The 20396-nt window shown below is 66.9% G+C and carries 18 protein-coding genes; 7 read left to right on the top strand and 11 right to left on the bottom strand.

Annotated features, from left to right (window positions below):
* Positions 1 to 10 precede the first annotated feature (10 nt).
* Positions 11 to 2230, bottom strand: a complete 2220-nt coding sequence (locus IP91_RS23135) for an LPS-assembly protein LptD (protein ID WP_145652428.1) — start codon at positions 2228 to 2230, stop codon at positions 11 to 13.
* A 116-nt stretch (positions 2231 to 2346) separates the two neighbouring features.
* On the opposite strand from IP91_RS23135, the gene IP91_RS23130 reads away from it, so the two are divergent.
* The 4 genes from IP91_RS23130 to IP91_RS23115 are packed head-to-tail and all read left to right on the top strand — an operon-like array spanning position 2347 to position 6623.
* Positions 2347 to 3408 (top strand): aminoglycoside phosphotransferase family protein, encoded by a 1062-nt coding sequence (locus tag IP91_RS23130; protein WP_145652426.1) that lies wholly within the window; start codon positions 2347 to 2349, stop codon positions 3406 to 3408.
* Between the two features lie 7 nt (positions 3409 to 3415).
* The gene (murU, locus tag IP91_RS23125; RefSeq protein WP_145652424.1) at positions 3416 to 4132 is read left to right on the top strand and encodes an N-acetylmuramate alpha-1-phosphate uridylyltransferase MurU; all 717 of its coding nucleotides are present in this window, start codon (positions 3416 to 3418) and stop codon (positions 4130 to 4132) included.
* Positions 4129 to 5475 carry a Xaa-Pro aminopeptidase gene (gene pepP / locus IP91_RS23120; protein WP_145652422.1) on the top strand — a complete coding sequence of 449 codons (1347 nt, stop codon included), beginning with the start codon at positions 4129 to 4131 and terminating at the stop codon, positions 5473 to 5475. Before murU ends, pepP begins: the two co-directional genes overlap by 4 nt.
* Positions 5472 to 6623: an FAD-dependent monooxygenase gene (locus tag IP91_RS23115; RefSeq protein ID WP_145652419.1), complete on the top strand. Its 1152-nt coding sequence runs from the start codon at positions 5472 to 5474 to the stop codon at positions 6621 to 6623. The genes pepP and IP91_RS23115 overlap by 4 nt, the downstream gene beginning before the upstream one ends.
* A gap of 182 nt (positions 6624 to 6805) precedes the next feature.
* On the opposite strand, the gene IP91_RS23110 is transcribed toward IP91_RS23115, so the two are convergent.
* Genes IP91_RS23110 through IP91_RS23100 form a run of 3 tightly spaced genes read right to left on the bottom strand, consistent with a single transcriptional unit; the run spans position 6806 to position 11942 of the window.
* Positions 6806 to 9286 carry a glycoside hydrolase family 3 protein gene (locus tag IP91_RS23110; RefSeq protein WP_145652417.1) on the bottom strand — a complete coding sequence of 827 codons (2481 nt, stop codon included), beginning with the start codon at positions 9284 to 9286 and terminating at the stop codon, positions 6806 to 6808.
* A gap of 21 nt (positions 9287 to 9307) precedes the next feature.
* Positions 9308 to 10681, bottom strand: coding sequence for a GH1 family beta-glucosidase (locus IP91_RS23105; RefSeq protein ID WP_145652415.1), 1374 nt, complete (start codon positions 10679 to 10681; stop codon positions 9308 to 9310).
* Positions 10671 to 11942: a glycoside hydrolase family 5 protein gene (locus tag IP91_RS23100; protein WP_229474880.1), complete on the bottom strand. Its 1272-nt coding sequence runs from the start codon at positions 11940 to 11942 to the stop codon at positions 10671 to 10673. Before IP91_RS23100 ends, IP91_RS23105 begins: the two co-directional genes overlap by 11 nt.
* Here IP91_RS23100 and IP91_RS23095 point away from each other — a divergent pair.
* Positions 11941 to 12315, top strand: coding sequence for a hypothetical protein (locus IP91_RS23095; protein ID WP_145652411.1), 375 nt, complete (start codon positions 11941 to 11943; stop codon positions 12313 to 12315). The two genes, IP91_RS23100 and IP91_RS23095, sit on opposite strands and share 2 nt — an antisense overlap.
* On the opposite strand, the gene IP91_RS23090 is transcribed toward IP91_RS23095, so the two are convergent.
* The 4 genes from IP91_RS23090 to IP91_RS23075 all read right to left on the bottom strand — a co-directional run bounded on the left by IP91_RS23090 (position 12266) and on the right by IP91_RS23075 (position 16458).
* Positions 12266 to 13288 carry a LacI family DNA-binding transcriptional regulator gene (locus tag IP91_RS23090; protein ID WP_145652408.1) on the bottom strand — a complete coding sequence of 341 codons (1023 nt, stop codon included), beginning with the start codon at positions 13286 to 13288 and terminating at the stop codon, positions 12266 to 12268. The genes IP91_RS23095 and IP91_RS23090 overlap by 50 nt on opposite strands.
* Before the next feature lie 285 nt (positions 13289 to 13573).
* The gene (locus IP91_RS23085; RefSeq protein WP_145652574.1) at positions 13574 to 15034 is read right to left on the bottom strand and encodes an NAD(P)(+) transhydrogenase (Re/Si-specific) subunit beta; all 1461 of its coding nucleotides are present in this window, start codon (positions 15032 to 15034) and stop codon (positions 13574 to 13576) included.
* Positions 15034 to 15339: a proton-translocating transhydrogenase family protein gene (locus IP91_RS23080; protein WP_145652406.1), complete on the bottom strand. Its 306-nt coding sequence runs from the start codon at positions 15337 to 15339 to the stop codon at positions 15034 to 15036. The genes IP91_RS23085 and IP91_RS23080 overlap by 1 nt, the downstream gene beginning before the upstream one ends.
* Before the next feature lie 9 nt (positions 15340 to 15348).
* The gene (locus IP91_RS23075; RefSeq protein WP_145652404.1) at positions 15349 to 16458 is read right to left on the bottom strand and encodes a Re/Si-specific NAD(P)(+) transhydrogenase subunit alpha; all 1110 of its coding nucleotides are present in this window, start codon (positions 16456 to 16458) and stop codon (positions 15349 to 15351) included.
* 188 nt (positions 16459 to 16646) lie between these two features.
* Here IP91_RS23075 and IP91_RS23070 point away from each other — a divergent pair, with 188 nt between their 5' ends.
* Positions 16647 to 17129, top strand: a complete 483-nt coding sequence (locus IP91_RS23070) for an NUDIX hydrolase (RefSeq protein WP_145652402.1) — start codon at positions 16647 to 16649, stop codon at positions 17127 to 17129.
* 20 nt (positions 17130 to 17149) lie between these two features.
* On the top strand, positions 17150 to 18262 hold the full coding sequence (mnmA, locus tag IP91_RS23065) for a tRNA 2-thiouridine(34) synthase MnmA (RefSeq protein ID WP_229474878.1): 1113 nt from the start codon (positions 17150 to 17152) through the stop codon (positions 18260 to 18262).
* 85 nt (positions 18263 to 18347) lie between these two features.
* Here the strand turns inward: mnmA and IP91_RS23060 are convergent, their stop codons facing one another.
* From IP91_RS23060 to IP91_RS23050, 3 genes are read right to left on the bottom strand one after another with little or no spacing between them, the layout of a single operon-like run.
* Complete coding sequence (locus IP91_RS23060; RefSeq protein ID WP_145652398.1) at positions 18348 to 18755, bottom strand: response regulator; 408 nt, start codon at positions 18753 to 18755, stop codon at positions 18348 to 18350.
* A gap of 40 nt (positions 18756 to 18795) precedes the next feature.
* Positions 18796 to 19572, bottom strand: a complete 777-nt coding sequence (locus IP91_RS23055; RefSeq protein ID WP_145652396.1) for a 5'-3' exonuclease — start codon at positions 19570 to 19572, stop codon at positions 18796 to 18798.
* Positions 19573 to 19626: 54 nt separating this feature from the next.
* A complete protein-coding gene (locus IP91_RS23050; protein ID WP_145652394.1) occupies positions 19627 to 20304 on the bottom strand; it encodes a glutathione S-transferase family protein in 678 nt (225 codons plus the stop codon).
* Positions 20305 to 20396: the final 92 nt, after the last annotated feature.

The raw sequence follows: 20396 nt of genomic DNA, 5'->3' as shown, positions 1-20396 counted from the left end.
TGCCACCCGGTCAGCGGCGGTAGCCTTCGTTCAGGCGCTGGTAGCCAGGGATGCTGTTCTTCAGCACTTCGAGCGGATTGCCGATGCCGAACTTGGACAGGCCGTTGAGCTCCAGCTGGAAGAACATCTGCGTCGACGTCTTGTTCGTCGTCGTCACGAAACGCTGCGCGCCCATGCGGAACACCCAGCACTCGCAGTTGTACTCGAGGCCGATCAGGCTTTCGAGGATGCGGTGGTCCTGCAGCGAATAGCTCATGCGGCCCACGCCGAACCAGCGCTGCGAGATCGGCCACTGGCTGGAGAAGTCCACGTTCTTGAAGCTGTCGCGCAGGAAGCGGTAGCCGGCATTGAACACCTTCTTCGCGCCCGGCTGGTACTGCACGTTGAAGTTCGAGCTGACCACGCGGCTCTCGCCCTGGTTGTACTGCACGGCGCTGTCCATGCCCCAGGTATCGGAGATGCGGCCGGCGCCGGCCAGCAGCAGGTCGGAACGGCCCGTGCTCACGGGTGCCGCGTCCGTCAGCTGCACCCGCTGGTCGTTGAAGTAGAAGCGCTGGCCGAACGCTAGGCGCAGGCGCTCGGCGCCGGAATCTTCCAGGAAGCGCGACACCACGGCCGCCGTCACCTGGTTGGCGTCGCCGATGCGGTCCGACCCCACGAAGCGGTTCTCGGAGAACAGCTGCGAGAAGTTGAACGTGGATGCCGCCGTGTCGAACACGGGCACGTCGGACTGGTCCTTGTACGGCGTGTACACGTAGAACAGGCGCGGCTCCAGCGTCTGCGTCACGGCGCGACCGAACAGCTTCGTGCTGCGCTCGAACTCCAGCCCGGAATCGAGCGAGAACGTGGGAATTGCCTTGGTGACCGAGCGGTTGCCATCGGTGCCGAACTTGTCCAGCTGGTAGGCGCTGGCGTTGAGCATCAGCTTCGGCGTGATGAAATAGCTGGGGCTGATGATCGGATAGCTCACCTGCGGCTGCATGACGAAGCGGTTGCCGTTGATCAGGGACGGGTGGTAGAAGTTCGTCACCTCGCTGTCCACCTGCCAGTCGAAGCCGCCCACGTCGTACTGCGCGGCGTGGAAATTGATCGCCGGCAGGCGGTCGTACGGGCGCGGCGTTTCCGTCGTGGTATCCGGATCCTGCAGCACCTGGTATTTCTGCACGCGCGCCGTCAGGCTCCAGATTTCACCGCGGTAGTCGGTGCGCAGCTCGCGCAGCAGCTGGCGCTCGGCGCTGCCGGCCACCGTGTGCGAGAAATCGTTCGGGTAGTTGTCGTCGGACGCGGCGCGCACGTTCCAGCCGTACGACCAGTCCTTCGAGATCGCCTGCGAGTGCGTGGACGTGACCTGCCAGCGGTTGCGGTCCGCTTCCTTGTCGTTCGGCAGGTACTCGATGAACGTGCGGCCTTCATAGGACCCGGCATCCGTCTCGCCGATGTAGCGTGCCACGGCGCCCATCTGCAGGCCGCGGCGCGAGATGTAGTGCGGGTACAGCGTGAGGTCGCGGTTCGGCGCGATGTTCAGGTAGTACGGCACCGTCAGTTCCGCACCGCCGCGCGAGCTGAAGCCGGGCGTAGCCGGCAGCCAGCCGGAGCGGCGCGCGCCGGACAGCGAGAACGACATGGCCGGCGTGCCGATGATGGGCACGTCCTTGAAGTAGACGACCGTGGCGCCGCCCACGCCCACGTCGCGCCCCTGGTCCAGGTTCAGCACACTCGATTTCACGTACCAGTCCGGGTTCGGGCCGGCGCAGGTGCTGTAGGTGCCTTCGACGATCGTGGCCCGGTCCTCGCTGAGGAAATCGATGCGCCGGGCATTGCCCTGCGCATTGTTCATCTCCAGCTTGTAGGTGGGCTGCAGCATGTAACCCACGCCCGTTTCGGTATTGATCTTGAACTCGTCGGCCGTGTAGTAGTCGCCGAAGCGCCAGATCCGCACATTGCTCTTCGCCTCGAGCTCGGATTCCACCTGGCGGTAGCAGGCCGCATCGGCCGTCACGCGCATCTTGTCCTGCACCACTTCCACGTCGCGCGCCAGGTTCAGCTCCCGCTCCGGGCGGCCGCTGATCTCCTCGGCACGGATGGTGACGGGCGCATTCGGATCTTCCACGCGCGGCGCGGCCTTGCCGGCCGCCGGAGCGGTCTGCGCATGGGAGGGCGCCGCACAGGCGGCGATCAGGGCTGAGATGGCATATGCCCAGCGTTTCTTGAAGGGAGGGGCCAGGCTCATGAAGGAAACGGTACGTGAAGCACTAGACTGATCCAGTTCAACGGCGATTTTTTGATGTGAATCCCTTATTATATGGGATTCCTTCGTCCTCAGCCGGTTTCACCCGACCGTATTACATGTCTTTACTCGAATCCTCCTCCCCCGGTTTGCCATCCTCCGCCGACGCGCGCCTGCTCCAACTGACGACGTGGCTGCAGGGCCTGGACATCGTGGACACGGCTTCGTTGCGTCCCGCCTCCGCCGATGCCAGCTTCCGCCGCTACTTCCGGCTGGACGTGCTGCCGGCCGCGCAGGCCCGCTTCGGCACCACGCTGGTGGCGATGGATGCGCCGCCCGAGCGGGAGAATACCGCGGCCTGGCTGAAGGTCGACGCACTGCTGCTGGAGGCCGGCGTGAGCGTTCCCGCCATCCACGCCCAGGACCTCGACCAGGGCTTTCTGCTGATCTCCGACCTGGGCACCACCACCTACCTGCAGGCGCTGGACCACGACAACGCGGCCACCCTGTATGCCGAGGCGCTGGGCGCGCTGGTGCGCTTCCAGCAGCACAGCCAGGCCGGCGTGCTGCCGCCGTTCGACCGCGCCTTCATGGAGCGGGAACTGGCCATCTTCCCCGAGTGGTACATCGGCAAGCACCTGAACGTGACGCTGACGGACGCCCAGGCCGCCGACCTGAAGAAGGTGTTCGACCACATCGTGGCGAACTGCCTGGCGCAGCCGCAGGTCTTCATGCACCGCGACTTCCATTCCCGTAACCTGATGTGGATGGACGAGCACAATCCCGGCGTGCTCGATTTCCAGGATGCCGTGTACGGCCCGATCACGTACGACGCGGCCTCGCTGCTGCGCGATGCCTATGTGTCGTGGGACGAGGAGATGGTGCTGGACTGGCTGATCCGCTACTGGCAGCAGGCCCGCGCCGTCGGCCTGCCCGTGAACAAGAACTTCGACGCGTTCTACCAGGACTTCGAATACATGGCGCTGCAGCGCCACCTGAAGATCCTCGGCATCTTCTGCCGCCTGAACTACCGCGACGGCAAGTCGCTTTATCTAGGCGACCTGCCCACCGTGATGGCCTATGTGCGCACCACGGCGGGCCGCTACCGCGAACTGAAGCCGCTCCTGAAACTGCTGGACGTGCTGGAAAACCACCAGCCCGACGTGCGCTACACGTTCTGAGGACGCCATGAAAGCCATGATCTTTGCCGCCGGCCGCGGCGAACGGATGCGCCCCCTGACGGACACCTGCCCGAAGCCGCTGCTGAAGGTGCGCGGCCGGCCCCTGATCGAATGGCATGTGCTGAACCTGGTGCGCGCCGGGATCACGGAGATCGTCATCAACCACGCGCATCTAGGCCACATGATCGAGGAGTACCTGGGCGACGGCAGCCGCTTCGGCGCCACGATCCGCTATTCGGCCGAGACGACGGCGCTGGAGACGGCGGGCGGCATCGCCAATGCGCGCCACCTGCTGGGCGAGGAACCGTTCCTGGCCATCTCCGGCGACATCTACTGCCCCCACTTCGATTTCAGGGAAGTGCTGGACGTGCTGCACGATGCCGACGTGCGCGGCAATCCCTACCCGGCCGAGGTGCGCGACATAGCGTGGATCTGGCTCGTAAAGAATCCGCCATTCCATCCGAAGGGCGACTTCGGCCTGGACCTGTTCACGGTGACGAATACCGGCGAGCCGATGTGGACCTTCGCGAACATCGGCGTGTACCGCCCGGAGATGTTCGACGGGATCGCGCCGGGCCAGCATGCGGGCCTGGGCAAGCTGCTGCGCGAAGTGGCGGAGCGCGGCCAGCTGGGGGGCGAGGTGTATGACGGCGACTGGGAAAACGTCGGCACGGCGCAGCAGCTCGAAGCATTGAATGCGAGCTTCAGGGCCAGGTCGGCATGAGCACGCCGGCCGGTTCGTTCTCCACCCGGCGAGCTGCCCTGCTGGCGCAATTGGCGCCGGGAAGCGTGGCGGTACTGGCCACGGCGCGGGAAGCGGTGCGCAATGGCGATGCGGAATATCCGTACCGGCATGACAGCAGCTTCTACTATCTGACCGGCTTCACGGAGCCGGAAGCGACCCTGGTGCTGGTTGCCGCGCGGGGTGACAGGCCGGCGCAATCGATCCTGTTCTGCCGCGAGAAGAATCCGGAACGCGAGATCTGGGAGGGCCTGCGCCACGGCCCCGAAGCGGCCCGCGAGGCGTTCGGCTTCGATGCCGCCCATCCCGCCGCCGCGCTGGACGAGAAGCTGGCCGAGCTGCTGGCCGATGCACCGGCCCTGTACTGCCGCCTGGCACGCGACGAGGGCGGCGATGCGCAGGTGCGCCGCTGGTTCGATGCCGTGCGTGCCAGGAGCCGCAGCGGCATCGTGGCGCCGCCCGTGCTACGCGACCTGGTGCCGCTGGTGGACGAGATGCGCGTGGTGAAGGATGCCGGCGAACAGGCGCTCATGCTGCGCGCCGGCCAGATCTCCGGCGCGGCCCATGTCCGCGCGATGCGGGCCGCCCGGCCCGGCATGTTCGAATACGAACTGGAAGCGGAACTGCTGTACGAGTTCCGCCGCAACGGCGCGCAGTTCCCCGCCTACACGTCCATCGTGGCCTCCGGCGCGAACAGCTGCATCCTGCACTACAGCAGCAACGACCGCCGCACGCAGGATGGCGACCTGGTGCTGATCGATGCCGGCTGCGAACTGGATGGCTATGCCGCCGACATCACGCGCACCTGGCCCGTCAACGGCCGCTTCAGCGCGCCGCAGCGCGAGCTGTATGAACTGGTGCTGGCGGCGCAGGCGGCGGCGTTCGACGCGATCCGTCCCGGTAACGCCTTCCACGCGGCGCACGATGCGGCCGTGAAGGTGCTGGCGCAGGGCATGCTCGATTGTGGCCTGCTGGACCGGAACACGGCGGGCAGCCTCGATGACGTCATCGCCAACAAGGCCTACACGGCGTTCTACATGCACGGCACCAGCCACTGGCTGGGCATGGACGTGCACGACGTGGGCGCCTATCGCGACACGGCCCATGCCGACAAGCCGTCGCGGCCGCTCGTGGAAGGCATGGTAATGACGGTGGAGCCGGGCATCTACGTGCGCCCCGCGCCGGATGTGCCGGAACGGTACTGGAACATCGGCATCCGCATCGAGGACGACGTGGTGGTGGCGGCCGGCGGCCCGACCGTGCTGACCGGCGCGGCACCGAAGACGGTCGCGGAGATCGAACACCTGATGGGAGAGACCCGATGACGACGGCAGCGCACACCGATTACGACATCGCCATCTGCGGCGCCGGCCCGGCCGGCATGGCGCTGGCCGCGCTGCTGGCGGGACGGGGCGTTTCCCCTGCCCGCATCGTGCTGGTCGATGCCAGGCCGCTGGCCGCGGCCAGTGCCGATCCCCGTTCGCTGGCCCTGTCCTGGGGCAGCCGCCAGATCCTGGAACGAGTCGGCGCCTGGCCCGTGCCGGCCACGCCGATCCACGAGATCCACGTGTCGCGCAAGGGCCAGTTCGGCCGCAGCATGATCACGCGCGACGAGCACAAGGTGCCGGCGCTGGGCTATGTCACGCGCTATGGTGATATCGTCACGGTGCTGGGGGGCGTCATCGAGCGGCTCGGCATTCCGGCACTGCGGCCGGCCCGCGTGACGGGGCTGGACGAGACGGCCGATGCCGTCAACCTGCGCCTGGAGGATGGCCGCACGATCAGCGCCGCGATCGCCGTGCAGGCCGAGGGTGGACTGTTCGGCGACCAGCCGGCCAAGGCACGCACGCGCGACTACGGCCAGACGGCCATCATCGCCCAGGTGCGCAGCAGCGAGCCGGTGGCGCACCGCGCCTACGAACGCTTTACCGGCGAAGGCCCGCTGGCGCTGCTGCCGCAGGATGACGAGCATGGGGCGGCGTATTCGATGGTGTGGTGCGTGCGGCCGGACACGGCGCAGGCGCTGCTTGCACTGGACGATGCGGCCTTCCTGGCCCGCCTCGGCAGCACGTTCGGCGAACGGGTCGGCCGCTTCACGCAGGCCTCGCGCCGCCTGGCCTTCCCGCTCGGCCTGAACGCGGGCGTGACAGGCAGCGCGCGCACCACGGCCATCGGCAACGCGGCGCAGACGCTGCATCCGGTGGCCGGCCAGGGGCTGAACCTGAGCCTGCGCGATGCCAGCGTGCTGGCGCGCCTGCTGGCGGGCGGCGCGACACCTGCACACCTGTCCGAATTCGCCACGCTGCGCCGCCAGGACCGCGACCTCACGGTGCGCCTGACGGACACGATGGCGCGCATCTTCGCCAACGACTCGCCGCTGCAACCGGCGCTGGGGCTTTCGCTGGCCGCCATCGACCTCGTGTCGCCGGCACGGTCGGTGCTGGCGGAGTTGATGATGTACGGGCGGCGCTAGTACAGCTCAGCCCGTGTCACATGGGGCCAGGCACTGTGACACGAACTCATCCTTAAAAAAGCCGATCTGCTCTGGGGCAGGTTACAGTCGAGCTCGTGTCAGGGTGCCTGACCCCAGGTGACACTGACCCCAGGTGACACTGACCCTATGTGACACGAGCTCGACTGTGCATGTTGCCCGGCTTACTTCGGGCAGCTGACGACATCGGCATCCTTCGCCGCGCCGCCCACCACCTGGATATTGGCAAACGCCGCCACCAGCCCGCCCTGCGCGGTGACGCGGAACGGCATGTCGAGCTTCTCAGCACCGGCAGCCTTGAAGCACGACAGCGGAATCTTCACCGTCGATTTGCCCTTGCCGACCAGCCGCGTGAACTCGCTGGCGACATCCACCGTGCCGTTGCCGAAGCCCACCTGCACCGGCCCTTGCGGCGCGGTGGTGACGATCGTGTCGAATGTCAGCGCACCATCCTTGCTCGCCCAGGCCGGCAATGCGCGCGGCGCGGCGGCGCGGGCTTCGATGGCGCCCGGGCCCGTCCACGTGACCTGCTTGGCATCCTGCTGCGTGGTGACCTGCGCCGTGACGACCTTCAGCGTCGGCAGCGTGTGCACCGTGTTCAGGTCCGCGCCCAGCGCCTTGCGTTCGCCGCCGCTCTGCACGTACAGGGGGAACGTGCCGCGGTCGGACTGGTTGAAGACGGGGAAGGCATTCGTCTTGCCGCAGCCGGCCGTGTTGCCGTCTTCGGCGAGGCGACCGACTTTCGCGGCCTTGTCATACGTGAGGCCATAGCCGTACGCGAACTGCGGCGCATAGTTCCTGTCGCCCACGTTCAGCGGCGTCTGGCATACCGTCTTCGGCCAGGAGAACGACAGCTTGCCGGAGAACGGTGCATGGACCTTGCCATCCGCGCCGCGCAGCAGCACGTCGGCCACGCCCTTGCCTTCGGAGCCCGGCAGCCAGGCGGCCACGAAACTGTCCGACAGGTTGAGCAGGTCGTTCGCATACAGGGGACGGCCGGCGACGAACACGGTCACCACCGGCTTGCCCTTGCCCGACACGGCCTTCAGCAGCGCCAGGTCTTCCGGATAGCGCGCGCTGTGGCGCAGGTTGGCGGCCGGGCCGATGTCGCCATCGCCTTCCGCATATGGCGTCTCGCCGATCACGGCGATCACCGCATCGTAGTCGGCCACGTTCACGCCGGCCGCATCGAGGCTGTACATGACGTTCGGTGCCGCGTCGCGCAGACCGGCCAGGATCGTGTCGGCGTTCGGGAAGTCCGCGTTCTGGTTGTCCGTGCCCTGCCAGGTGAGCGACCAGCCGCCCGCCTGGTTCGACAGGTTGTCGGCACTCTTGCCCACGACGAGGATCTTCTTGTCGCGCGCCAGCGGCAGCACGCCACCATCGTTCTTCAGCAGCACCAGCGATTCCTGCACCAGCGTGCGGGCCAGCTCGCGCGACTGCATCGACGCCATCCTGCCGGCATGGCGCGACGACGAAGGCTTCTTCAGGTCCGCGCGCAGCTTGACGCGCAGGATGCGCGTGACGGCATCGTCGATGCGCGCCATGGGGATCGTGCCATCCTTCACCTGCGCGATCGTGTTGGCGATGAAGGCCTTCCAGTCTTCCGGCACCATCACCATGTCCACGCCGGCGTTGATCGCCTGCGGGCAGCTGTCGTTGCGGCAGCCCGGCACTTCGCCGATGCCGTTCCAGTCCGTGACGACGAAGCCGTCGAAGCCCATCTTCTCCTTCAGCACGCCGGTGAGCAGCTCGCGGCTGCCGTGCATCTTGCCGTAGTCCTTGCCGGCCGCCTTGTCGTTCCAGCTGTTGAACGAGGCCATCACCGTCTGCGCGCCGGCCGCCAGCGCCGGATAGTAGCCGGCGCCATGGATGTTCATCATTTCGGCCTGGGTGGACTGGTTCACGCCGCGGTCCTTCCCTTCATGCGTGCCGCCGTCGCCCATGAAGTGCTTGGCGGTGGCGACCACGTTCGCATCGGTGAACGCGCCCTGCAGGCCCTTCACGTAGGCGCCGGCGTAGTCGGCCACCAGTTGCGGATCTTCCGAGAAGCTCTCGTAGGTGCGGCCCCAGCGGTCGTCCCGCACCACCGCCAGCGTGGGCGCGAACACCCAGTCGATGCCGGTGGCGCGCACGGCCTGCGCGGTGGCCTGCGCCATCTCGCCGACGCGCTTCGCATCGCGCGCGGCACCCAGGCCGATGTTATGCGGGAACAGCGTGGCACCGAACACATTGCTGTTGCCATGCATGGCGTCGATGCCCCAGATGACGGGGATCTTGTACCGTGCATCGGTGGCCATCGACGCGTCGTAATAAGCATCCGCCAGCTTCACCCAGTCCGCCGGCGTGGCGCGCTTGTTCCCGTTCGGCCAGCTGCCGCCGCCGTTCAGGACCGAGCCCAGATAGTACTTGCGCACATCGTCCGGCGTGGCCGTCTTGATCTCCGGCTGCGTCATCTGGCCGATCTTCTGCTCCAGCGTCATGCCGGCCACGATCTGCCTGACGCGCGCTTCCAGCTTCGCGTCGGGCGCGATGGCGCTGGCCGCTTTCGGCCAGGCGGCCAGTGGTCGTGCGGGCGCGGCGGCAATGGCGCCGGCGGCGAGCAGCTGGGCCGCGACGGCGAAGAGGGTGAGGCTTTGCTTCATTGGATTCGTCTCCTTGTTGTTTTATGACTGGCCGCGCAGGAAGCCACGGTACCACTTGCCGCTGTCCTTCAGCAGCCGCTGCTGCGTATCGAAATCCACATGCGTGAGGCCGAAGCGGCGCGTGTAGCCTTCGGCCCATTCGAAGTTGTCCAGCAGGCTCCAGGCGAAGTAGCCCTCCACCGGCACGCCCACGTCGATCGCCTCCTTCAGCGCCGCCAGATGCCGCTGCAAATACGAGGTGCGCTGCGCATCGTGGACGGCGCCATCCTGCACCACGTCGTCGTAGGTCGAGCCATTTTCCGTCACGTACAGCACGCGCGGGCCGTACTCGGCATGGATGCGGCGCAGCAGCTGCAGCATGCCCTCCGGTGCTACTTCCCAGCCGAACGCGGTGCGCTCGACACCCGCCTTGTGTACCACGCGGCCATCGAGCGGCCCCTCGCCCGGCGCATGCGCGATCACTTCGGGGAAGTAGTAGTTCACGCCGGTGAAATCGGTGGGCACGGCGATCGCCTCCAGGTCGCCCGGCTCGATGCGTGGCGCGAAGCGCTCCAGTTCCGCCAGCACGTCCTGCGGATAGCCCTTGCCGAACAGGGGATCGAGGAACCAGCGGTTGCGCAGGCCGTCATGGCGGTGCGCGGCGGCCATGTCCTCGGCGCTGCCGGAGGCGCTGCGGATCGGGTGCAGGCTGAGGGCGATGCCGGCGCGCGCGTCCTTCACGTTGGCGCGGATGATGGGCACCGCCAGGCCGTGCGACAGCAGCACGTGGTGGCTGGCCTGCAGGGCGGACGGCAGGTCGCGGATGCCCGGCGCATGCATGCCGTCCATGTAGCCGTGCATCGCCGTGCACCACGGCTCGTTGTGCGTGATCCATTGCGGCACGCGGTCGCCGAGGCGGCGCGTAACGGCATCCACGAAGTTCGCGAACGCGTAGACGGTGCTGCGCGCCACCCAGCCGCCGCGATCCTGCAGGGTCTGCGGCAGGTCCCAGTGGTACAGCGTGGGCCAGGGCTGCAGGCCCCGTTCCAGCATGCCGTCGACCAGGCGGTCGTAGAAGTCCAGGCCCTTCTGGTTCGGCGCGGAGCCGTCGCCGAAGATGCGCGGCCAGGCGATCGAGAAGCGGTAGGCGTTGGTGCCCAGGTCGCGCGCGATGTCCAGGTCCTGCGGCCAGCGGTGGTAATGGTCGCAGGCGACGGCGCCGCTCGAACCGTCGCGGATGCGGCCCGGCTGTCCGGTGAACACGTCCCAGATCGAATCGACGCGGCCGTCGGCGCGGCGCGCCCCTTCGATCTGGTAGGAAGACGTGGACGTGCCCCACGCGAAGCGGGCGGGAAAATCGCCGCGGGTGAGTGCGCTGTGCGCTGCGTTCTGCGCTGCTTTCTGATCAATTGCCATGGATGTCGCGGATGTCTCGTGGGCTGGCGGTGGTGAGCGCGTCCAGCAGCGGTTGATGAAGTTCGTAGGGCTGCGTGCCGAACGAGCGGAACAGGTTTTCGATGTCGGCCTTGGGTGCCGTGGCGAAGTCGATGGCGGGCACCTTCGCACCCGGCGCGTTGGTGACGAAGCCCCACTTGCCGTCGCCCTGCCCGCCCGCCTGCGTGACGACCTTCCAGGACCACGCGGTGGCGGCCCAGCCATACTTCGCATACGTGTCGAACGAGGCACGCGCCACCTGGCCGCCCAGCCGCTGGCCCATCAGCGCCCAGGGCTGGACCTCGCCCAGGAACAGCGGCGCGTCGAGGCGGCGCATGCGCTCGTCCCATTTGCAGACGGTGTCGCCCTCGCCGGGCGCGCAGGTAAGCCAGTCCTTGTGTACCTTCAGGCCCGGCATGCCCCAGCCGAAGTGGCCCGGATAGGGATGGATCTCGAAGGCCACGTTGCGCAGGCCCTGCTCGGCTGGCCTGCCGTACGACTCGATGCCGTTCTTCACATGGCCGGGCAGGATGATCACGTGGTTCGGATCGACGGCGCGGATGGCCGTGTACAGCCTGCGCACGACGGCGGCCATGTTCTCCGGCGTGGTGCCCCACGGTTCATTGAGCACGCTGTAGCCGGCCACCGCGCTCCGGTCCCGGTAGCGGGTGGCGATCTGCTGCCACAGCCACTCGGTGCGGGCCTGGTAGTCCGGCACGCTCCAGAACCGGTTGCGGTTGGCGCAGCCGCTGTGGTGTTCATGGCCCTGGCTGCCCACGGCGCCATGCAGGTCCAGCACCACGTACATGCCGCGGCGCTCGGCCTGGGCGATCGCGTCGTCCAGGTAGCGCCATGCGTCGGCGCGCAGGGTGCGGGGCTTCTTCTCGTCCTCGATCACGCTGTAGATGAACGGCAGGCGCACCACGTTCAGGCCGTGGCGGCGCATCAGGTCCCAGTCGCGCTGGGTGATCCAGTTGTCGCGCAGGACGCCGAACAGGCGCTCGCGCTCCGCGTAGCCGAAGCGCTGGTCGAACGTGGCTTCGAGCTTGCACTGGTCGTCGACGGGGCCGGCCTTGTCCAGCTCCATCATCCAGAACTCGTTGATCAGCCAGTTGCCCAGGTTGGTGCCGCGCAGGGTGGCCGGGCGGCCTTGCGCATCGACCCAGCGGGTGCCTTCGGCGTGCAGCATGGGCAGCGGGGCTGCTGCCGCTGGCGGCGTGGCCGCCTGCGCTGTGGACTGCATGGTCAACATGCTGCTTGCCGCGGCGATCATTGTCGCCATCAGTTTTTTTTGCAGCGCCGCGGCGATCGTTGTCGCTTTCAGTCGTTTCTGCATCGCGGTGGCGTGCGTCACCGCTGGCTCGGCCCATCCACTGTTTGCTGTAGCGATCATTGTCGCCTTCAGTCGTTTCTGCATCGCAGTGGCGTGCGTCACCGCCGGCTTGGCCCATCCACTGTTTGCTGTAGCGCTCATTGTCGCCTTCAGTCGTTTCTGCATCGTCTCCTCCATGGAAAGCTTTCCACAGGTACTTCAAAAAAAGCGCGCCACCCCGGCGCGCCTTCCCCTTAAATCGTCTCTTCCTTGCGTGCCGGTCCCAGCGAGGCACGGTGCGTGATGCCGATCGGGTAGCGCCGCACCACCGGACGCTCGCCGCCATAGCAGCGGTTCAGCAGCGCGTTCATCCCGGCCAGCACCACGTCGCGCCAGGGCACATGCACGGAGGTCAGCCGCGGCGCGGAGAATTCGGCGCTCGGCGTGTCGTCATAGCCCAGCACGGACACCTGCTGCGGCACCGCCACGCCCGCCTCCTGGAAATGCGACAGCGCGCCGACGGCCATCTCGTCGTTGGCGCAGAACAGCGCCGTGAACGGGTAGTCCGAGGCCAGCAGCTCCTTCGCGCCGGCGAAGCCGCCCTCCGGCGAGAAGTCGCTTTCGGCGATCCACATGCCCTGCGTGTCCACGCCGCGGCGCTGCAGCTCGCCCACGAAGCCTTCGATGCGCTCGACGTTGTCCGGCGCGGCGGACGGCCCCGAGATCACGGCGATGCGGCGGTGGCCCTGCTCCAGCAGCGCAGCGGCGGCCAGCGCGCCGCCCTGCCGGTGGTCCACCTGGAAGGCCTGCTCGCCCAGCCCGCTGACGGCGTTGTTGACGACAACGATATTGGCACCCCGTTCGCCCAGCGCCGCGACGTCGTCGTCCTGCAGGATATTACTGAGCGAGATGATGCCGTCGCAGCCCCGCTCGATGAGGAATTCGATGCCCTCGACGGCCTGGCGCCGCGCATCCGCATCGCCCACGCCGAACGCCACCACCATGTGCAGGCCGTTGGCGCGCAGCTGGGTATCGATCAGCTGGAGCAGCGGCGTGTAGAACGTGCCCTTCAGGACGGGAATGTAGACGCCCACCATGCGCGAGAAGCCGGACAGCAGCGAACGGGCCGCGTGCGACGGCCGGAAGCCCAGCTCCTCGATCGCCTTGCGCACCTTGTCCTGCGTGGCCGGCGCCACGGCGCCCTTGCCGCTGACGACGCGCGAGGCCGTGCCCAGCCCCACGCCCGCCAGCCGGGCGACATCCTTGATCGTTGCCACTGCGTTGTCCTATCGTGGAAATAATCCCGCCAGCATACTGCATGCCCCGGAACGCCCGATTGGAAACGTTCCCATTTGCCGAAATGATACAGGATTCCCCCGCCGGCGAACAAGAATATTTGGCCGGCACCGCGCGCCGCGGCCGAGCCCGTGTCCACTTCGGGGTCAGTCACAAAAGTTGACACGAGCTCGGCCTTAAGGCGCCTGATAACGTTGCCAACTGCTGTGTTCGTGTCTCGTTCGGTGACTGACCCCGGAGTGGACACGAACTCGGCGGTAGAAGTGCTACTCGGCGGCCTTGACCATGTCCTCGATGATCTTCTTGGCGTCGCCGAAGACCATCATGGTCTTGTCCATGTAGAAGAGCTCGTTGTCGAGGCCGGCGTAGCCGGAGGCCATCGAGCGCTTGTTGACGATCACCGTTTTGGCCTTGAACGCTTCCAGGATCGGCATGCCGGCAATCGGCGATTTCGGGTCCTTCGCGGCCGGGTTGACGACGTCGTTGGCGCCCAGGATCAGCGCAACGTCGGCCTGGCCGAAGTCGCCGTTGATGTCTTCCATCTCGAACACCTGGTCGTACGGCACCTCGGCCTCGGCCAGCAGCACGTTCATGTGGCCCGGCATGCGGCCGGCCACCGGGTGGATCGCGTAGCGCACGTTCACGCCGTGCTCCGTGAGCTTGGTCACCAGCTCCTTCAGCGCATGCTGGGCGCGCGCCACGGCCAGGCCGTAGCCGGGCACGATGATGACGCTTTCCGCATTGCTCATCAGGAAAGCGGCATCGTCCGCCGAGCCGGACTTGACGGGACGCTGCGCAGCGGCCGCGCCGCCGGCCGCCGCAGCGGAAGCATCGCCTCCGAAGCCGCCCAGGATCACGTTGAAGAACGAGCGGTTCATCGCCTTGCACATGATGTACGACAGGATCGCGCCGGACGAGCCCACCAGCGAGCCGGCGATGATCAGCATCGCGTTGTTCAGCGAGAAGCCGATGCCCGCCGCGGCCCAGCCCGAATAACTGTTCAGCATCGAGACGACCACCGGCATGTCCGCCCCGCCGATCGGGATGATGATCAGCACGCCCAGCACGAACGCCAGCGCGGCCATCGCGATGAACGGCGGCCAGGCCGGTTCCACGCCGCCGGCGAAGACGAACGCCAGTCCCAGCCCGACCATCAGCACGGCCAGCACCAGGTTCAGCACGTGCTGGCCGGCGAACACCACGGGCGCGCCCTGGAACAGCCGGAACTTGTACTTGCCGGCCAGCTTGCCGAAGGCGATGACGGAACCGGAGAAGGTGATGGCGCCCACGAAGGTGCCGATGAACAGCTCGATGCGGTTCCCCAGCGGCAGCGGCTCGCCGGGCGCCGCGATGCCGAACGCATGCGGCTCCGACACGGCGGCCACGGCGATGCAGACGGCGGCCAGGCCGATCAGCGAGTGCATCGCCGCCACCAGCTCCGGCATCTTCGTCATCTCCACGGTCTTCGCCAGGTACGCGCCGATCGCCCCGCCAACCACGATACCCAGCGCCACCAGCGCCAAGCCGAAGCCGCCATGCGCCGCCTGCGCCTGCAGCTTGGCGATCAGCGCCAGCGTCGTCAGCGCCGCAATCGCCATGCCCGCCATGCCGAAGGCATTGCCGCGCCGTGCCGTGGCCGGTGATGACAATCCCTTCAGGGCCTGGATGAAGCACACGGACGCCACCAGGTAGAGCAAGGTCACCAGGTTCATGGAGATGAAGCCCATCATTTGCCTCCGTCTTTTTTATCCTTCTTGCGGAACATCTCCAGCATGCGGCGCGTGACGAGGAAGCCGCCGAAGACATTCACGGCCGCCAGCGCCACGGCGATGGTGCCGGCGACCTGCCCGGTCAGGCCATCGGTCAGCGCGGCGGCCAGCATGGCGCCGACGATCACGATCGCGGAGATCGCATTGGTGACGGCCATCAGCGGCGTGTGCAGCGCCGGCGTCACGTTCCACACGACGTGGTAGCCCACATAGATGGCCAGCACGAAGATGATCAGGTTGATGATGGTGTGGGACACTTCCATGACGCCTCCCTATTTCAATGCGGCGCCGGCATGGGCGACCAGCGTGGCCTTGATGATCTCGTCCTCGCGGTCGATCGCCAGCCGGTCGTCCTTGTCGAGCACCAGCTTCAGGAAATCGAGCACGTTGCGGGCATACAGCGCGGAGGCGTCGGCCGCCACCAGGCAGGCCAGGTTCGGCTCGCCCACGATGTGCACGCCGTGCCGCACCACCGTCTCGCCCAGCACCGACAGCGGGCAGTTGCCGCCCTGCTCGACGGCCAGGTCGACGATCACGGCACCGGGCTTCATGGCGCGCACGGTGTCCTCGGAGATCAGCACGGGTGCCTTGCGGCCCGGGATCAGCGCGGTGGTGATGATGATGTCGGCCAGCCTGGCCCGTTCATGCACGAGTTCCGCCTGGCGCCGCATCCAGTCTGCCGGCATGGGCCGCGCGTAGCCGCCGCTGCCCTGGGCGATCTCCTTTTCCTCGTCGGTGAGAAAAGGCACGTCGATGAACTTGGCGCCCAGCGATTCCACCTGCTCCTTGACCGGCGGGCGCACGTCGGACGCTTCGATGACGGCGCCGAGCCGCTTGGCCGTGGCAATCGCCTGCAGGCCGGCGACACCGACACCCATGATCAGCACGCGCGCGGCCTTCACGGTGCCGGCGGCCGTCATCAGCATCGGCATGAAGCGTTGATAGGTGTTGGCGGCCACCAGCACGGCCTTGTAGCCGGCGATATTGGCCTGGGACGACAGCACGTCCATCGACTGGGCGCGCGTGATGCGGGGCACGGCTTCCAGCGCGAAGGCGGAGACATTGGCGGCGGCCAGCGCAGCGATGTTGGCGGTATCGAAGGGATTGAGCATGCCGATCACGACGGCGCCGGGTCTTACTTGCGCCAGTTCGGCGGCATCGGGGGAGCGCACTTTCAGCACGATCTCGGCACCCAGCGCCTCGGCCGCGCCGACGAGGGTGGCGCCGGCAGCGGCGAAGGCATCGTCGGGAATCGAGGCGGCGGCACCGGCGCCGGACTGCACCAGCACCTGGTGCCGGGCCGCCAGCTTCTTCACCGTTTCGGGCGTTGCCGCCACCCGGGTTTCCGCTGGCCGTGTCTCGGCCGGTACGCCAATCTTCATGAACCGCCTCCGGATCGTCGATGGGTTGATCGAAATCTAACACGGAAACCTTGCCATTTTTGATTTTTAGTTTTGCAAGTCCGCCACGCACCCGGCAATGTGTTGGCGTGGCAACAACGGCGTCCGGCGTGGCCGCATGCTGCAATCCGTAACAGGCTACAATACCGGCTCTTTCAAGGATGACCCTCATGCCGCGTACCTGGAAACCGAATGTGACCGTTGCTGCCGTCGTCGAACGTGACGGCAAATTCCTGCTGATCGAAGAAGAAACCAGCGACGGCATCCGCCTGAACCAGCCGGCCGGCCACCTGGACCCGCTCGAGTCGCTGGAACAGGCCGTGGTGCGCGAAACGCTGGAAGAGACGGGCTACGATTTCACGCCCACGGCGCTGGTGGGCATGTACATGTCGCGCTACCGATCGGCGCGCACGGGCGAGCTGGTCACGTACCTGCGCTTCGCCTTCTGCGGCACGCCCGGCCAGTACTACCCGGAACGCCCGCTGGACGACGGCATCCTGCGCACGATGTGGCTCACGCGCGACGAGATCGCCGCCTGCCGCGAGCGCCACCGCAGCCCCCTGCTGCTGACCTGCGTGGACGAATACCTGGCGGGCAAGCGCGCGCCGCTGGAGCTGCTGCACACGCACGTCTCCGTTTATGAAGAAGTCTGAAGCAAAAGCTGGATAAAGAAATGAGCAAGAAAAAAGTCGTGATCGGCATGTCCGGCGGCGTGGATTCCTCCGTGTCGGCATGGCTGCTGAAGGAACAGGGCTATGAAGTGGTGGGCCTGTTCATGAAGAACTGGGAAGACGACGACGATTCCGAATACTGCTCCACCCGCCAGGACTGGATCGACGCGGCCAGCGTGGCCGACGTGGTGGGCGTGGACATCGAGGCCGTCAACTTCGCCGCCGAATACAAGGACCGCGTGTTCGCCGAATTCCTGCGCGAATACCAGGCCGGCCGCACGCCGAATCCCGATGTGCTGTGCAACGCCGAGATCAAGTTCAAGGCCTTCCTCGACCATGCCATGCTGCTCGGTGCCGACATGATCGCCACCGGCCATTACGCGCGCGTGCGCCACGATGCGGCCACCGGCACCAGCCAGCTCCTGAAGGCCTTCGACCACACCAAGGACCAGAGCTACTTCCTGCATCGCCTGAACCAGGCGCAGCTGTCGAAGACGCTGTTCCCGCTGGGCGAGATCCCCAAGACGGAAGTGCGCCAGATCGCCGAGAAGCTGAAGCTGCCGAACGCGGCCAAGAAGGATTCGACGGGCATCTGCTTCATCGGCGAGCGGCCGTTCCGCGAGTTCCTGAACCGCTATCTGTCATACAAACCGGGCCCGATGAAGACGCCGGACGGCAAGACCGTCGGCGAGCACGTGGGCCTGTCGTTCTACACGCTGGGCCAGCGCAAGGGCATCGGCATCGGCGGCGTGAAGACCTACCAGAATGCCGACGGCAGCAGCGACGCGTGGTACGTGGCGCGCAAGGACGTGGCGACGAACACGCTGTGGGTGGTGCAGGGCCATGACCATCCGTGGCTGCTGTCGCCGGCGCTGACGGCCGACCAGGCTTCCTGGATCGCCGGCGTGCCGCCCGAAGCGGGCAGCCTGTCCGCCAAGACCCGCTACCGCCAGGCGGATGTCGCCTGCGATATTTCGCCGCAGGGCAACAGCGACTTCGCGCTGTCCTTCCTGGACCCGCAATGGGCCGTGACGCCGGGGCAGTCGGCCGTGCTGTATGACGGTGATGTGTGCCTGGGTGGCGGCATCATCGCCGGCTCGTCTCCGGCCGGCTGAGTCAAAAAGTTTCCCCGAAAATGGGGACAGACCTCATTTTTGAGGAAAGTTTCCTGGAAAATGGGGTCTGTCCCTATTTTCTGTCCTATTTTTCGCCGCCCTGCTCCGCCTGCGCCTTCTGCTGGCGCTTGACCATGGCGATGACGGTATTGCGGATGGTTTTGAGCACCGTATCGGCATTGAAGGGCTTGACGATGAAGCCGTTGATGCCCATTGCGTGGGCGCGCTGCACCGTGCCGGCATCGAACTCGCTGGACACCATGAAGATCAGCGCCTTCGGCCACTGCTTGCGCATCGCCTCGGCGCCGGCCACGTCCTGCTCGATCTGCTCGCGGTTGATGCACACCAGCTGCGGGTTGAACTTGATGAGCAGCGCCGTGCCGGCCGCGCAGGTATGGGCCTGGCCGGCCACTTCGTAGCCGCCGTTCTCCAGCACCGTGTTGAGCAGGCCGCGCGCCACGGCGCTGCTGTCGATGATCACTGCTTTCAGCATTCTTTCCGATTCTCCCGCCCGGTCACGGGCCTGCGATGCGCTACTGCTGCTCCCACGCCAGCATGTTCCAGCTGACGCCCACGGCGACATCCGTTTTCAGTTGTACGAGCTCACGAGAAAGATACAGCATCTCGCGCTCCTTTCGTAGGGCCTCGCCCACGGCGTCCTTCAGGATGCCGGCGCCGGCCATGATGGCGTCCAGCGTGCCGTAGGTGCGCAGCAGCTTCGCCGCCGTCTTCAGGCCCACCTTCGAGACACCGGGCACGCTGTCGGTCGCGTCGCCCATCAGCGCCAGCAGGTCCGGCAACTGCTCGGGCGGCACGCCCCATTTCTTCTCGACCCAGGCGTGGTCGTGCCATTCGCTGCCGAAGTGGTCCCACACCAGCGCGCCGTGCGCGATCAGGCAGTGCAGGTCCTTGTCCGTGGTGGCCACCACCGCTTCGCCGCGGCCCTGCTGCAGCCAGCGCATGACCACGGTGCCGATCACGTCGTCGGCCTCCACGTTCGGCAGCGAGACGGGATGCATGCCCAGCTTCGTGAGCGTGGCGTAGAAGCCGGGCAGCGCGGCGCGCAGCGGTGCCGGCATGGGCGCGCGGGACAGCCGGTAGCCGCTGTAGAGCGTGTGCCGCCAGGTGGGGCCGCCGTAGTCGAACGCGGCCAGCACGTGGGTGGGCTCGTGGCCGTTGATCAGCGTGCGGAAGGAATTGAGCGCGTGACGCAGCGCGATCTCGGCCTTCAGGTCCGAATCCGGTTCCGGGCTGGCCTCGTACACGCGGCGTACGATGTTCAGGCCGTCGATGGCGAGCAGGCGTCCCATGCGGTGTCAGTAAAATGCGAGGACGACATTCTACTGCACCGCCGCCGGCCGCCTTCAGCGCAGCAGTTCGTACGGGCCGCCCTGCTCCAGCGCGCGCTGGTAGGCGGGCCGCGCGTGGATGCGGGCCAGGAACGCCGTCAGCCGCGGATACGTGGCCGCATCGAGGCCGCCGCGCACGGCCGCCGCTTCCAGCGGGAAGCTCATCTGGATATCGGCCGCGCTGAACGTGTCGCCGGCAAACCATTCGCGGCCGGCCAGCTCGCCCTCCAGGTACTGCAGGTGCTGGCGGATCTGCGGCAGGATGTAGCCGCCCTTCACCTTCTGCGCGATGCCGCGCGCGATCGGGCGCACGAAGAACGGGCCGGGCGCCGTCTCCACGCGGTCGAAGATCAGCTTCATCAGCAGCGGCGGCATCATCGAGCCTTCCGCGTAGTGCAGGAAATAGGTCCAGCGGCGCTTGTCCGACGAGCGCGCGGGCGGGCGCAGGCGGTCGGCCTCGTCGTAGTGGTCCAGCAGGTATTCGATGATGGCGCCCGATTCGGCCACCGTGCATTCGCCGTCGACGATCACGGGCGACTTGCCCAGCGGGTGGACGGCCTTCAGCTCCGGCGGGGCCAGCATCGTCTTCGCATCGCGCTGGTAGCGTTCGACGCGGTAGGCGAGGCCCAGCTCTTCCAGCAGCCACAGCACGCGCTGCGAACGGGAGTTGTTCAGGTGGTGGACGACGATCATGGCATTCCCGGCAGTGGCAAAGCGCCAGCTTAGCATGCGGCCACCCGGCGGCCGGAAGGTTGCAACCGGGCCACACGGTAACGCGAATGATA

The organism is Pseudoduganella lurida, assembly GCF_007830455.1.
Lineage (GTDB): Bacteria > Pseudomonadota > Gammaproteobacteria > Burkholderiales > Burkholderiaceae_D > Rugamonas > Rugamonas lurida.
This window is presented reverse-complemented; position numbering and strand designations above follow the sequence as displayed.

What these genes read in the sequence shown, in the direction of transcription:
- IP91_RS23135 (WP_145652428.1), bottom strand. Translation starts at nt 2,230, where the DNA reads ATGAGCCTGGCCCCTCCCTTCAAGAAACGCTGGGCATATGCCATCTCA.
- IP91_RS23130 (WP_145652426.1), top strand. Translation starts at nt 2,347, where the DNA reads ATGTCTTTACTCGAATCCTCCTCCCCCGGTTTGCCATCCTCCGCCGAC.
- murU (WP_145652424.1), top strand. Translation starts at nt 3,416, where the DNA reads ATGAAAGCCATGATCTTTGCCGCCGGCCGCGGCGAACGGATGCGCCCC.
- pepP (WP_145652422.1), top strand. Translation starts at nt 4,129, where the DNA reads ATGAGCACGCCGGCCGGTTCGTTCTCCACCCGGCGAGCTGCCCTGCTG.
- IP91_RS23115 (WP_145652419.1), top strand. Translation starts at nt 5,472, where the DNA reads ATGACGACGGCAGCGCACACCGATTACGACATCGCCATCTGCGGCGCC.
- IP91_RS23110 (WP_145652417.1), bottom strand. Translation starts at nt 9,286, where the DNA reads ATGAAGCAAAGCCTCACCCTCTTCGCCGTCGCGGCCCAGCTGCTCGCC.
- IP91_RS23105 (WP_145652415.1), bottom strand. Translation starts at nt 10,681, where the DNA reads ATGGCAATTGATCAGAAAGCAGCGCAGAACGCAGCGCACAGCGCACTC.
- IP91_RS23095 (WP_145652411.1), top strand. Translation starts at nt 11,941, where the DNA reads ATGGTCAACATGCTGCTTGCCGCGGCGATCATTGTCGCCATCAGTTTT.
- IP91_RS23100 (WP_229474880.1), bottom strand. Translation starts at nt 11,942, where the DNA reads ATGCAGTCCACAGCGCAGGCGGCCACGCCGCCAGCGGCAGCAGCCCCG.
- IP91_RS23085 (WP_145652574.1), bottom strand. Translation starts at nt 15,034, where the DNA reads ATGGGCTTCATCTCCATGAACCTGGTGACCTTGCTCTACCTGGTGGCG.
- IP91_RS23080 (WP_145652406.1), bottom strand. Translation starts at nt 15,339, where the DNA reads ATGGAAGTGTCCCACACCATCATCAACCTGATCATCTTCGTGCTGGCC.
- IP91_RS23075 (WP_145652404.1), bottom strand. Translation starts at nt 16,458, where the DNA reads ATGAAGATTGGCGTACCGGCCGAGACACGGCCAGCGGAAACCCGGGTG.
- IP91_RS23070 (WP_145652402.1), top strand. Translation starts at nt 16,647, where the DNA reads ATGCCGCGTACCTGGAAACCGAATGTGACCGTTGCTGCCGTCGTCGAA.
- mnmA (WP_229474878.1), top strand. Translation starts at nt 17,150, where the DNA reads ATGAGCAAGAAAAAAGTCGTGATCGGCATGTCCGGCGGCGTGGATTCC.
- IP91_RS23060 (WP_145652398.1), bottom strand. Translation starts at nt 18,755, where the DNA reads ATGCTGAAAGCAGTGATCATCGACAGCAGCGCCGTGGCGCGCGGCCTG.
- IP91_RS23055 (WP_145652396.1), bottom strand. Translation starts at nt 19,572, where the DNA reads ATGGGACGCCTGCTCGCCATCGACGGCCTGAACATCGTACGCCGCGTG.
- IP91_RS23050 (WP_145652394.1), bottom strand. Translation starts at nt 20,304, where the DNA reads ATGATCGTCGTCCACCACCTGAACAACTCCCGTTCGCAGCGCGTGCTG.